Annotated in this window: 15 protein-coding genes; 5 read left to right on the top strand and 10 right to left on the bottom strand. The window is 39.9% G+C overall.

Annotation, left to right across the window (positions count from 1 at the left end; all coding sequences use genetic code 11):
• Nucleotides 1–115: 115 nt before the first annotated feature.
• The 5 genes from KQ486_RS13530 to KQ486_RS13510 all read right to left on the bottom strand — a co-directional run bounded on the left by KQ486_RS13530 (nt 116) and on the right by KQ486_RS13510 (nt 5204).
• On the bottom strand, nt 116–271 hold the full coding sequence (locus KQ486_RS13530) for a hypothetical protein (protein ID WP_216687963.1): 156 nt from the start codon (nt 269–271) through the stop codon (nt 116–118).
• Nucleotides 272–288: 17 nt separating this feature from the next.
• Nucleotides 289–1557 (bottom strand): MFS transporter, encoded by a 1269-nt coding sequence (locus KQ486_RS13525; protein ID WP_216687962.1) that lies wholly within the window; start codon nt 1555–1557, stop codon nt 289–291.
• 737 nt (nt 1558–2294) lie between these two features.
• The gene (gene codA / locus KQ486_RS13520) at nt 2295–3545 is read right to left on the bottom strand and encodes a cytosine deaminase (RefSeq protein WP_216687961.1); all 1251 of its coding nucleotides are present in this window, start codon (nt 3543–3545) and stop codon (nt 2295–2297) included.
• Between the two features lie 195 nt (nt 3546–3740).
• The gene (locus KQ486_RS13515; protein ID WP_216687960.1) at nt 3741–4523 is read right to left on the bottom strand and encodes an alpha/beta fold hydrolase; all 783 of its coding nucleotides are present in this window, start codon (nt 4521–4523) and stop codon (nt 3741–3743) included.
• A gap of 129 nt (nt 4524–4652) precedes the next feature.
• On the bottom strand, nt 4653–5204 hold the full coding sequence (locus tag KQ486_RS13510; protein ID WP_144162002.1) for a recombinase family protein: 552 nt from the start codon (nt 5202–5204) through the stop codon (nt 4653–4655).
• A gap of 214 nt (nt 5205–5418) precedes the next feature.
• Here KQ486_RS13510 and KQ486_RS13505 point away from each other — a divergent pair, with 214 nt between their 5' ends.
• The 3 genes from KQ486_RS13505 to KQ486_RS13495 all read left to right on the top strand — a co-directional run bounded on the left by KQ486_RS13505 (nt 5419) and on the right by KQ486_RS13495 (nt 7918).
• Complete coding sequence (locus tag KQ486_RS13505) at nt 5419–6882, top strand: SulP family inorganic anion transporter (RefSeq protein WP_216687959.1); 1464 nt, start codon at nt 5419–5421, stop codon at nt 6880–6882.
• 2 nt (nt 6883–6884) lie between these two features.
• Nucleotides 6885–7304, top strand: a complete 420-nt coding sequence (locus KQ486_RS13500) for a universal stress protein (RefSeq protein ID WP_216687958.1) — start codon at nt 6885–6887, stop codon at nt 7302–7304.
• Between the two features lie 95 nt (nt 7305–7399).
• Nucleotides 7400–7918 (top strand): CueP family metal-binding protein, encoded by a 519-nt coding sequence (locus KQ486_RS13495; RefSeq protein ID WP_216687957.1) that lies wholly within the window; start codon nt 7400–7402, stop codon nt 7916–7918.
• Between the two features lie 193 nt (nt 7919–8111).
• On the opposite strand, the gene KQ486_RS13490 is transcribed toward KQ486_RS13495, so the two are convergent.
• A complete protein-coding gene (locus tag KQ486_RS13490; protein ID WP_216687956.1) occupies nt 8112–8570 on the bottom strand; it encodes an OsmC family protein in 459 nt (152 codons plus the stop codon).
• A gap of 87 nt (nt 8571–8657) precedes the next feature.
• Nucleotides 8658–9695: an alpha-hydroxy-acid oxidizing protein gene (locus tag KQ486_RS13485; protein WP_246569346.1), complete on the bottom strand. Its 1038-nt coding sequence runs from the start codon at nt 9693–9695 to the stop codon at nt 8658–8660.
• Between the two features lie 261 nt (nt 9696–9956).
• Between KQ486_RS13485 and KQ486_RS13480 the strand changes: the two genes are divergently transcribed.
• Together KQ486_RS13480 and cyoE are read left to right on the top strand one after the other, a co-directional pair.
• Complete coding sequence (locus tag KQ486_RS13480) at nt 9957–10097, top strand: hypothetical protein (protein WP_216687955.1); 141 nt, start codon at nt 9957–9959, stop codon at nt 10095–10097.
• Between the two features lie 133 nt (nt 10098–10230).
• The gene (gene cyoE / locus KQ486_RS13475) at nt 10231–11130 is read left to right on the top strand and encodes a heme o synthase (RefSeq protein WP_216687954.1); all 900 of its coding nucleotides are present in this window, start codon (nt 10231–10233) and stop codon (nt 11128–11130) included.
• 73 nt (nt 11131–11203) lie between these two features.
• On the opposite strand, the gene KQ486_RS13470 is transcribed toward cyoE, so the two are convergent.
• From KQ486_RS13470 to KQ486_RS13460, 3 genes are all read right to left on the bottom strand, one after another.
• On the bottom strand, nt 11204–11557 hold the full coding sequence (locus KQ486_RS13470; protein WP_216687953.1) for a DUF2200 domain-containing protein: 354 nt from the start codon (nt 11555–11557) through the stop codon (nt 11204–11206).
• 64 nt (nt 11558–11621) lie between these two features.
• Nucleotides 11622–12068 (bottom strand): ASCH domain-containing protein, encoded by a 447-nt coding sequence (locus tag KQ486_RS13465; protein ID WP_216687952.1) that lies wholly within the window; start codon nt 12066–12068, stop codon nt 11622–11624.
• A 315-nt stretch (nt 12069–12383) separates the two neighbouring features.
• Nucleotides 12384–12815: a hypothetical protein gene (locus KQ486_RS13460; RefSeq protein WP_216687951.1), complete on the bottom strand. Its 432-nt coding sequence runs from the start codon at nt 12813–12815 to the stop codon at nt 12384–12386.
• Between the last annotated feature and the right edge of the window lie 91 nt (nt 12816–12906).

Here is a 12906-nt window from a genome sequence, read left to right as displayed (position 1 = left end):
GCTAACAGTTCCTACTGCCAAGCCTGTAGTGGACTTTCACCACCAAGTTATAGCCCATGCCGGGCGCACTTAAAAAACCAGCCCCTCCCCTTTAATAGGCGGAAGAGCTGGTTCTTTATTTTTTCAAAACAGAAATGATTTTTGTCTGTTCTCCCGTTTGCTTTCGAATCTTTTTTCGAGCTTCTGCAGGCGTCCGTGCATTTAACTGCTTCGTCTGCGACTCCCCGTTCGCTTCCATTTCTACGACAAAACATTTTTCTTCACATCTCATCGTCAACACCTCACAAGCTATTTTGCTAGAATCTCAGATTTATTCGGTTTTTTGGCAAGGATTGCACAAACCATACCTATAACCGGAAAAATTAATGAAGCGAGTAATACTGGCGTGTAACTATGAAATAAATCAAAACCAACACCGAACGGAAGTGGTCCTAATGAGGAGCCCAAAACAGTCATCGTCACACCGACACCGTTAATGCTTCCGATATATTTTCTACCGAAATAGTTCGGCCAAATAACATTTAAACTAATACGTTCCAACCCGTTGGCTGTACCCCATATGATACCAAACAGAATTGCCATAAAGAAATTATTCGTAATGAGCAGCATTAATAAAAGGATAAATTCAATGATGAAAATGGCTAGAAGTAAATAATTGGTCTGGACACGGTCGGTAATAAAACCCGAGACGAAAGACATGGGAATACCTACCATCGCCATTAAACTTAAAACAGTCGCAGCGATTCCTGGGGAAAGATCATTCGATCCAAAAATCGATAGTATATGAAAGGTAATGCCGGTGTTGATCATTGATGGAATGCCGACACAAATTAATATCGCCCAGAAAGCACGTGTCTTCTTCGCTTCCTGCAATGTCCAGTCCTCTTCTGCTTCTTTCACTACCGCACTGCCTAGAATCGGTTTTAATTCTTCTTTTTGCTTTAAGGGGCCATCAGGCTCAAGCCCGATATCCTCGGGTTTGTTACGTACACCAAGTAACGCAACTGGTACGAAAATCACCAATAATAGAATTCCCCAAAATTGCCAAGCAAAGCGCCAATCCCATGTATCAATCAACCATGTATTGATAATCGGAAAGACCATTGCACTGATAAAGCTACCAAGTGCCATCAAACTAACAGCGAAGCCTCTTTTTTTCACAAACCATTGAGCAGCGAGTGTATTCGGAATGAGCGACATACTGCCTTGACCGAGCAAACGGATGGCAAAGAAACCGATTGAAAGCATCCAAATGGTCGAAACGGCACTATTCCAAAAGCAAGCAATCGCAAATAAAGTTCCCACGACAACCATCATGACACGTTGGCCGAAACGATCGATGAACCGACCGACGAAAATCATAATGAGTCCAGCAACCAATGTTGCAATGGAATAAACACTGGAAACCAGTGAGCGAGACCAGCCGAAATCTTCTATATATGCGTCAATGAAAATAGAGTTGGAGTACGTTTGACCGGGTCCCGAAAAGAAAATTCCAAGTGCACCGATAAAAACAATAATCCAACCATAATAAATCCTTCCGAAAAATGCCGCCATCAATGCTCACCTCTTTAGAAATCGACACTGTATATTCGTTTACAAAGGTTGATTATATCACTCATTTTTATTTTGAGCATTCATTGAGGTGGCGTTCAGCGAAATGATTGAGCGGTTAGTTCGTCTTTGAGTAGATTCTATGTTTTCGCTGGATAGCGTTCGATTTCTGAAGCGTTATCGTTAATTTGACAGCCTCTATTCGGGGATAGTGCTCTTTTATGGCACGTTACCGTCGATTTGACAGCCTCTATTCAGGGGTAGTCTTCTTTTTTGGGACGCTATCGCCGATTTGACAGCTTCTATTCGGGGGTAGTCTTCTCTTCTGAAGCGCTACCGTCGATTTGGCAGCCTCTATTCGGGGGTAGTCTTCTCTTCTGAAGCGCTACCGTCGATTTGACAGCTTCTATTCGGGGGTAGCGCTCTTTTGTGGCACGCTACCGCCGATTTGGCAGCCTCTATTCGGGGGTAGTCTTCTTTTCTGAAGCGCTACCGCCGATTTGACAGCCTTTATTCAGGGGTAGTCTTCTTTTCTGAAGCGCTACCGCCGATTTGACAGCTTCTATTCGTGGGTAGTCATCTTTTTCGGCGCGCTATCCTTGATTAGAGCGCTTCTATTCGATGATAGAGCATCACTTTAGCCCGCTATCTTTGATTAGAACATTTGTTAAGCAAGCGGAAGTGAGTTCGTTTGCTTTCAACTATAAAAAATCCGAACGAAATATTCGTTCGGATTTAAATTAATCCATTTCGAAATTCATTTTTGTTTCTGCAGGTTTTGTTTCAACGATGATTTCACCTTCACGGATGGAATAAAGCACTGGAGCTTGTGTCCGGATGGCTTCATATTCAGAGTCCGAATCAATGACAATCATGTTCGCCTCGTTTCCTTGCTCAATTCCATATAGTTGATCAATTCCTAACGTTTTTGCTCCGTTTGTTGTAACGAGATTTAGAGCTGAAACAATGTGATCATAATCAGTCATATGGCATGCATGCAATCCGATTTCAGTGACATGCATCAAGTTTCCATCTCCAAGTGGATACCACGGGTCCATAATCGAATCCAACCCAAAACAAACATTGATTCCTTCGTGCAACATTTCTTTTACTCTTGTCAATCCTCTTCGAACTGGGTAGTTATCGAATCGACCTTGCAAGTGTAGATTTGCTTTTGGTAAAGCGACGAAATGAATGCCTGCTTTCTTTAAAGTTTGGAAAAGCTTATACGTGTAAGCATTACTATAGGAAGCCATAGCGGTTGTATGACTTGCTGTTACACGGTGACCGATTCCTCGTTTAAGTGCTTCCCCGGCAAGTACTTCTAAGTATCTGGATTGATCGTCATCGATTTCATCACAGTGAACATCGACGAGTTTATCGTATTTTTCTGCTAACTCTAAGATCCGATGAATAGAACGCACGCCGTCTTCTCTCGTTAGCTCATAATGTGGAATGCCACCGATTACGTCGGCTCCCATTTCAATTGCTTCAATGAGTAATCTCTCAGCATTTGGTTTCGTATAAAGTCCCTCTTGTGGCATAGCAACGAGCTGAAGATCGACCCAAGGTTTCATTTCTTCTTTTACTTCTAATAGAGCTTTCATGCCTTTCAACTCTGGATCACCAACATCAACATGTGTCCGTACATGCTGAATGCCATGTTTGATTTGCATTTTTAACGCATTTTTAGCACGTTTTTTAATATCTTCAGTGGATTCATCGATTAACTGCTTGCGTTCAGACCAAATTTCGATTCCTTCAAACACAGAACCTGTCTGATTCCAACGAGGCGTACCAGCTGTCAACGCATAATCAAGATGAATATGTGGCTCTACATAAGGTGGCAACACAATTTTTCCTTCGAGATCAATCTCGTTTTCACTTTGTTTTTGCCCTTCTGAAACTGAAATTTTCTTGAACCTGCCGTCTTGAATTTCAATATCCCAACGGCCTTCCTGACCATATAGTTTAGCATTTGTTAAAATCATACAATCATCTCCTAGCGCATCCATCTTCTTTAATTAGCATCATGTTATGGTCTGTCTCGAACGATTACCATCAAAACGACACTGTATTTTTTGATTAGACAGCCATGTCGTCATCTATTGAACGACTCCCACCTAAAAACAATTTCTTGCTCTTAAGAAGGAGTCATTTGTCTACCGAAAGATATAAGTTTATCTTTAACTACAAGCTTTTAAAAATGAAATGGAATGTTTATTGAATTCATTGGCTTGGTCGATATTACAGACGTGGCCACAATTATCCAAAACAATCAGTTGGCTTGTCTGATGGTCTCCAATGTCTCTTTTCAATGTTTCCAAAAACAAGTGGTCCTCATCGCCCATGATATACAAGGCAGGTTTCTTAAGAGGCTTCCCTTTAAACTTCCGTAAAAGTGGATTGATGTCTTTTGTTAACTTAAACCATCTTAAAAACTCTTTTTGATAAATCTTCTTCGCCTCACGGATAAATAGGTTCCGAGATTCTTTATGGTACCTACTTGGCATAATCACGAAGGCCAGTATTTTATAGATCCAAGAAAAGGGTACAATGTGTTTTAATAAATTACCGATATTAATCAACGTATTGGAGCGGATATTCATCTTTGTGATAGCTCCTCCCATCACAAGACTTTTTACTCTCTCTGGATATTTCTCGGCAAGAATCCGATTGATGATCGTCCCAAGGGATACACCAACGAAATGAGCTTCTTTTATCTTCAAATGATCCATGACCTCAATGACATCTTCACTTACTTTATCAAAAGAATAATGCTTTAATGGTCTCTTATGATTAACATCCTTTGATCGTCCATGCCCTCTCAAATCGAGCATAACGATGTTGAAATGTTTTTTAAAATCCTTAATTTGGCGATAAAACGTTGCGGAGCTTCCGCCTGCGCCGTGTACAAATATTACCCATTCATCTGAACTTTCATGTTGCAATACTTTGTGGTATAACAAAATTTTCTATCCCCGATCGTTTTGGTATTCTTTTTAATGCGGTGGCAGTTATTTTCCGGTTACTTAACATTCTTTATGAAGAATGCATTTCAATCAATCGTGGATTATCGTAAATTAAATTTTCTTTCGTTACGATTCACTGCGTTCAAGATAGCGATATAAAGTAGATTTGCTGATTCCTGTTTGTTCTTTGATTTCTTGTAAGCTATATTTTTTACTACTATATAAGCTGAGTGCGCGTTTCACATTGGCATTCGGTTTTCGAGGACGACCTGTGTTCGCTCCCCTGCTTTTGGCTTCATGAAGGCCTTTTCTCGTTTTTTCACTAATTTTATCTCGATGAAAATTGGCTAGTCCACTTACTACATCAAGCAAATCATATTTCGTCGTTTCACTCGTATCGATTTTTTCATCAATCGATTGAATGAAAGCACCTTTTTGGTGTATTTTCTCAAGTAATTCAGCCAGAGAACGAATAGAGTCTGCTAAAACAGCAAGTTTCACGACGACTAATTTGTCTCCTTCTTTCAACCGATGAACCAGTCGATCAAGTTGCTCGTCCTGCTGGTTCGAATGTCCAGTTTCGACCACGATTTCCGTACAGTTTTTCTGTTGCAATTGTGCTAATTGTTTTCTATAATCTATATTTATGTTTGCTTCACGCAAATAACCAATAATCATTTATCATTTTACCTTCCTAAAAGCCATTTCCTTTATATTAACACAGCAAAAGTCGATATAAACATTCATCCGACTAACTACACAAAAAGTTCATTTTCAGTTTAAAAAAGTTCCCAAAAACGTTCCCTTTTGACACAAAAGATGATAGACTATTGCTATTGCTTTTTTATAGTACGGAAAAAAGCCATAAATTATAAAGTAGGAGTAGAGAAAATTGATAGAGAAAATAAAAACATCTTGGTTTTCAAACGTCCGAGGAGATATTCTCGCTGGTATTGTCGTAGCATTGGCTTTAATTCCAGAAGCCATTGCTTTTTCTATTATAGCAGGTGTCGATCCGATGGTCGGTTTATACGCATCCTTTTGTATCGCCGTGATTATCGCATTCACAGGTGGCCGTCCAGGAATGATTTCAGCTGCAACCGGTGCGATGGCGCTATTGATGGTTCCATTAGTCAAAGAGTATGGACTCGATTATTTACTTGCAGCAACCATCTTAACAGGAGTTATTCAAATCTTATTCGGTATTTTTAAAGTAGCGAAAGTAATGCAATTTGTTCCTAGAGCTGTCATGATCGGCTTTGTAAACTCACTGGCGATTTTAATTTTCATGGCCCAAGTACCACACTTTATCGGAATCAATAACTTAACGTATGTATTTGTTGCGATTACGTTGTTGATCGTATACTTGCTACCACGATTTATCAAAACGATTCCGGCTCCGTTAATTGCAATCGTGCTCTTAACAGCCGTTGCACTTTATGGTAATTTTGACTTACGAACTGTCGGTGACTTAGGAGCGATTACACAATCGTTACCGTCCTTCTTCATTCCGAACGTTCCATTCACTTTTGAAACGCTCATGATTATCTTTCCTTATTCTCTCGCATTAGCGATTGTCGGTTTACTCGAATCATTGCTAACCGCTTCGATCGTTGATGATATGACCGATACGGAAAGTAACAAAAACAAAGAAGCACGCGGACAAGGGATCGCGAACGTCGCAACAGGTTTCTTCGGCGGAATGGCCGGCTGTGCGATGATCGGTCAGTCTGTCATTAACGTAAAATCAGGTGGTCGCGGCCGCTTATCAACGTTAGTCGCTGGTACTTTCTTAATGTTTTTGATTCTCGTGTTAGGTAATCTGGTTGTTCAAATTCCAATGCCCGTTTTAGTAGGAATTATGATTATGGTATCCATTGGAACATTTGATTGGACATCCTTTAAATATTTGAAAAATGCACCAAAAGCAGACGCAGCCGTGATGGTCGTGACGATGGGAATTGTTGTAGCGACACATGATTTATCCAAAGGAGTCATTGCCGGTGTGTTGTTAAGTGCTGTATTTTTCGTCATTAAGATTTCCAAGATTCAAGTACAAAAACAAATAGTAGATCATTCAACGGTTTATCATGTTACAGGGCAACTGTTTTTCGCCTCTGTCGATAACTTTGTCGATGCGATTGATCTAACAGACCGTGAAGGCAAGATTAAGATTGATTTTTCCCAAGCACACGTATGGGATGACTCAGCTGTCGGAGCAATCGATAAAGTTGTGTTAAAACTAAGTGAAAACGATAACGAAGTGACAATTTCAGGCTTAAACAAATCAAGCCAAAAAATCGTTAATCAGCTAGCTGTTCAGCGTTTGAATACTGAAGTAGTTCAGGAGGGGTAATGATGTATCAACGTATTTTACTTGCAGTAGATGGCTCGAAACACTCCGAGCGTGCAACCGAGCAGGCAGTAGCAATCGCCTCGTTAACTGAGGGAAGTTTGATCGAAGTGGTGCTCGTTGCGGATTTTTCAAAAGCCAAAAACGAAGTTCTTCATTCACAAGGTAAAGAAGAACTCGAAGTAGCGAGACGTAAAAAGTTAATAAATATTGAAAAAATCATCCAAGAAAAGAATGTTTCCTATGAGGTAAACATTCTACATGGCGAACCTGGACCAACGATTGTTTCACATGCCAATGATCAACAATTTGATCTATTGGTGATCGGCAGTCGTGGATTAAATACGCTTCAAGAAATGGTTTTAGGCAGTGTCAGTCACAAGGTCGTCAAGCGAGCCGATTGCCCCGTGTTGGTTGTTAAATAAATCATGACGTTTTTATGTCAATTTACTGTTTTTGTATAAGAGGTTTGGCATTCAGTATATAATGAAGCTAACAAACTTTGTGAGGAGTGAACTTCATGCGTTTGAAAATTTTTTATATAACTTTGGTCTCATTGTTTTTGTTGGCTGCATGTAATACATCAGATGATGCGTCCCCTGCTGAACAAACGGATGTAAAAGAAATGGTGAATGAATACAGTGCGGGTAATTTTGGTGATGAACAAGCTTCTATTACGTCCACCGAATTGATCATTCAAGAAAACGACGAAGAAAAACGATATGAATTACCGGAAAATGAGTTCTTCGTCTCGATTGCTCCATTCATCAATCAAACACATCCATGTGGCGATCACAGTCTGACAGGCTGTCAAGGCGAATTGGCGAATGAAGATTTTGAGATTACCATTACGGATGCTGACGGAAACGTCGTTTTTGATGAAACACGCAATGCTGGAAATAACGGATTCGTTGACTTATGGCTTCCAAGAGATCAAACGTATCAAGTTTTAGTCAAGCATGATGGAAAAACCGTTGAATCTGAAGTTTCTACTTTTGAAGAAGACGGTACGTGTGTTACTACGATGCAATTGATGTAAGCTTTCTTGATGTTTTCATATGCTAAAATATCGGGTATAATAAAAATAGCAAGTCATAAAATAAAACCGTAGACGTATTTTCACGTCTACGGTACAACAGTCGAACTCCATCAGAGGAGGCGGCGTTATAGGTTACAAAATAACCCCTTTGCCGGTCAAAGCATATGAGGGGTTATTTTTTATTCTTCTATATTTATTTACTTTTTATCGTCCATTGACTATGAACTTCTACACCTGCATCCACCAACAAATTGTGTAATGGACATCTTTTTTCTACCGTTTCTTTTAACTGTTTCAAGGCTTCTTCGGATTCTTCCGTCTCTACTTCTACTTGAATCGTAACCGTCTGAAAATATGTTTGTATACCTTCTACTCCTTTAAAACCTCTTGGATCCAAACTTCCATTTGTATCAAAATCCAATCCAGTGTATGTAAAGTTTAAATCTTTCGCAGCATAAGAAGTCATAATCGATGTACATGCTGAATAGGCACCGAGGAAATACTCCAACGGATTTGGTCCCGCATTCGTCCCACCTAACCGTTCTGGTTCATCTACGAAAAATGGTGCCAAATCTCTTACATGAACTGTATTTTTCAACCCTTCTTCCAAATTTCCATTTACATTTAATGTTGCTAATCGTGGTTTGGTCATTTTGAAATCTCCTTTGTTTAACTTATTGGTTTAATAGATTACTATAATGAAGCAGTTCACGAAACACGAATCATCGGGCAAGCAAACTTAATCGTGGACAATCTTCATTTGTTTTAGTTGATTTATATCTTTTACACCGGATAACGTCATGGAACTATTGAAATCTTGAAGGAAAGTAGTCAAAAATTGTTCTACTCCTTGCTCGCCATGGACTGCCAAGCTATATACATAAGGTCGACCAATCAAAACCGCATCTGCCCCAAGTGCTAACACCTTCAATGCATCACTTCCGCGTCGAACACCGCTATCAAATAACACAGGGATTTTCCCGTTAACAACGTTCACAATTTCAGGCAAGGCATCCACACTCGAAATCACACCATCCAACTGTCTTCCGCCATGATTGGAAACAATCAACCCTTCCACACCACAATCGACCGCCCGAAGCGCGTCATCTGGATGTAACACACCCTTTAAAAGAATTGGCAAGCTCGTTTTTTCTTTCAATTTTTCGATGTGTGACCAGTTCAAAGCCGGATAGTTAATCTGCTTAATGATCCCATCAACGATTGCGCTGTTACTCACTTCATCCAGCGTAGATAAAAAAACATCATCAGATTCAAAATTCCCTTGCCCATACCCATGAGCCAACGGAGAATACCCGTGAAACAAATCTTTCTCTCGAAATCCCAGTGTCACAGTATCAATCGTCACGACAATTGCCTCAAAACCCGCTTCTTCCGCTCGCTTCACAAAACTAAAAGAAATATCTTCAAGCGACGTCCAATATAATTGAAACCATTTCGGCCCATCACTCGATTGGCCAACCTCTTCAATGGAAAAGCTCGAGACCGTGCTTTGAATAAACGGGATGCCAAATTTCGAAGCGGCACGCGTCACTGCAAAGTCGCCTTGTTCATCCGCTTGCTTCAACACACCAACAGGCGCTAAAACGAACGGTGTTGGATACGTTTTTCCGAACAATGAAATGCTTGTATCTAATTCAGAAACATCATTCAATAACTTTGGAACGATAGAATACCTTTGAAATGCGTTTTTATTTTTGTGCGCCGTCTCTTCTGCACCAGCTCCCGATGCTATATAACTAAAAGCTTGTGGAGACAACGCCGCTTTAGCTGCTTGTTCAAGCTCTTCGTAACTGATTGGTAATTGATTCCCTTCGATCGACTGTACGATATAATCGTTGCTTTTATAAATAGAAATAACTGCTCACCCTTATTAAACATAATGCATTTCTTTTACTAGTTTACCATTCTACAATAACAATACCTAGTTAGATCAGCGACTTTATATCTATCAGGGTTTCGAGCTAATTTCACATAGATTCGCGCTAATGTCGGGCGGCTAGAGCATTTCGTCGGGTGGTTGGAGCCGCTTGTCGGGTGGTTGGAGCCGCTTGTCGGGTGGTTGGATCCGTTTGTCGGGCGGCTCGGCCCGTTTGTCGGGCGGTTGGAGCCGTTTGTCGGGCGGTTGCAAGAAGTCAGTTTTATAATCATTCGACAATGATATGTAATAGGAGTCATTTTCCAACTAATTCACTGAAATTTCTACTTTGAATATCTCTCGGCGTATAAGTCCAAAACGTTTTTGTGCTATAATAAAACTAGAATGATTAGATGTGAATGATTAGGAGATTTATATGAAAACTGCAACAAACAATGGCTCAAATCGATTGATTGGCCTTTTTATTGATATAAAAAATTTATTAAAAGGTAAAGTGTTAATCGCAAACGTTTTTCCAGTGTTCACCGCTTTCTGGTTAGCGATTTATTTCGAAGGAGAGCAATTCGGCGACTATATCGGATTATTTTCCTTAACGTTGATCGGAAGTACTCTCGTCATATCCGGAGCATTGATGCTGAATAACTGGTTTGAAGTGGATTTGGATCAAAATATGGACCGTACACAGAAACGGCCGACCGTCTCGGGGAACTTTTCTTTAAAAGCTGTTTTATGGGCCGGTATCTTAACAACCATAATTGGATTGGCCATCATGTTGTTCACGACACCTGAAGCCCTGCTCTATTCCTTTTTAGGCTGGTTTGTCTATGTTGTACTCTACACATTTTGGTCAAAACGAAGATATACATGGAATACACTAATCGGAAGTGTATCTGGAGCGTTCACACCATTGATCGGCTGGGCTGCCATCGCCCCTGCGAATCACATTGTTCCGATTACACTGTTCGTGATCTTACTCATTTGGCAGGTTCCACACACATTAGCAATCACAATCAGACGCTTGGAAGATTACACGCGAGCGGGTGTGCCGATGTTACCGGTTGTCCGTGGTGTACAAGTCGCAATGATGCATCATTTGGTTTACATCATTGCGTTGCTTCCCCTTCCGTTTTTATTGATCGAACCGCTAGGCTGGGTTTTCTTCGTCATTGCTATATTGTTGACCATTGGCTGGATGATCCAAGCAGTGAAAGGATTCCAAGCAAAAGACCAGAAGAAATGGGCGCAAACAAGTTTACGTTTCTCGTTGATCTATTTAATTTTGCTGTTCCTTTTGATGGTTATCTTAACAATATAACTGCTTCAATTTAATCAATGAAAAAATGACCTCGTTATAGATTCGGGGTCATTTTTTATCGAAAATTATTCATTTAATCTTTTCGGAGTATTTTTTCCATCGCCTTTCCCTTTGCCAACTCGTCAATGAGTTTGTCCAAATAGCGAATTTCCTGCATTGTCGGTTCCTCAATTTCCTCTACTCGAACGCCACAGATGACGCCTTTAATTAATTTTCTTGATGCATTTAATTGGGGAGCTTCCGCAAAAAACGTCTCAAAATCCACTTTATTTTCTAATTGTAGATCAAGTTCTGCTTGTGAATACCCGGTTAACCAGCGGATAATTTCATCGACCTCTTCTTTCGTACGATTTTTCTTCTCCGCCTTCGTGACATAATGCGGATAGACACTTGCGAAGCTCATTGTATATATTTTATGTTTAGCCATCCTTATTTCTCCTTTCTGTATTCCAACCTGTGATAACATCCGTCAACTGGTTGCTTAGAATCAGTTATTCATTTACGTGGATTACTTTAAAACGTTCACAAACAAGAAGCATATCCTCCGAAAATTCACGTCCAATTGTATTTAGTTCTTTTCTAAAGAATTTTTCATGTTCCTCCCACCAATATCGGTAGGTTCTGTCACCTTCGCCTTCCGCAATAGCAAATTCTTCACTGACCTCATTCATTGGAGTTATTGTAACCTCTACGGTTTTAGTGATTGCTACTGGTTTATCGTCACTGTTTAATATAATATTGTAATCCTCGGTTGTCGGAAGTGGTTCATTCTCGAGTTCATAGAAAATGTAACCTGAGCATGTTGCAGTTTTTATTCCGTCAACCACTAATCCTGCAAGGTAATCAGGTGTAATCCCGAATTGCCATGCATAAACAGATTGGGGTTTCTCTTGCTTTCCCCAAAATTCATCCCAGTATCTCTGGGTAGCTTGATTCATAATTCTTACCTCCGTTAGCCTTTATCTTCATTGAACTAGATTAGCTCCGTTATTGAGCATCGACAACATTGTAACCATTTTACCATAATTGATTGCACTCCTCTTCGCACTCCCATTAACTCAATAATTAACAAAAAAAATAGTAAATCTAGTAATGTAATTGGCAAGAGGGCAACGTATTTTAACAGATGCCGATTCCTACGCTAATTTAAAATGAATAAGGGGATGCTAAATCAACTACGATCAGCATCCCTAAATAATCCGTTATTTAATTTTTTCTTCGCAACTGAATCCGTTAATTTCTTCTACTCTCTATTACTCATCTTCATCGTCTTCGTTATCATCGTCGTCATCTTCATCTTCATTTTCTTCTTCATCGTCTTCGTTATCATTTTCTTCTTCCTCTGATACATCATCTTCATCGTCTTCTCGTTCTTCTTCTTTTCTTTCAGCTTCTTCTTCCGCTCTTTCGCGTGCTTCCTCTTCCGCTTCTTCACGTTCTTCTTTTAATCGCTCTTGTTCTTCTTCGGCATTTTCTCGTTTCTCTTCTTCTCTTTCAGCTTTTTCCTCCGCTTGTTTACGTACTTCCTCTTCCGCTTCTTCTTTTAGATCATTTAATTCTTCTTCAATTTCTTTCTGTATTTCTTTTCTTTTAGCCGCAGCTTCTTTTTCTGTAATCTCGCCACTCGCCAATTCTTCCTCGATTTCTGCGAGCTCTTCATTCGACTCTTCTTTGATTTCTTTCAATTCTTCTACCAATTTGAATAAATTTCATAAATCTTAGCCCTTACAGGGCAAGGGTTTCAAAACACAAAAAAGGAAGTACCTCCCCAAAGTC

Source organism: Allobacillus halotolerans, from assembly GCF_018967645.1.
GTDB classification, from domain to species: Bacteria; Bacillota; Bacilli; order Bacillales; family Alkalibacillaceae; genus Allobacillus; species Allobacillus halotolerans.
The sequence above is the reverse complement of the archived record's forward strand: the minus strand, read 5'-3'. Positions and strand labels throughout refer to the sequence as shown.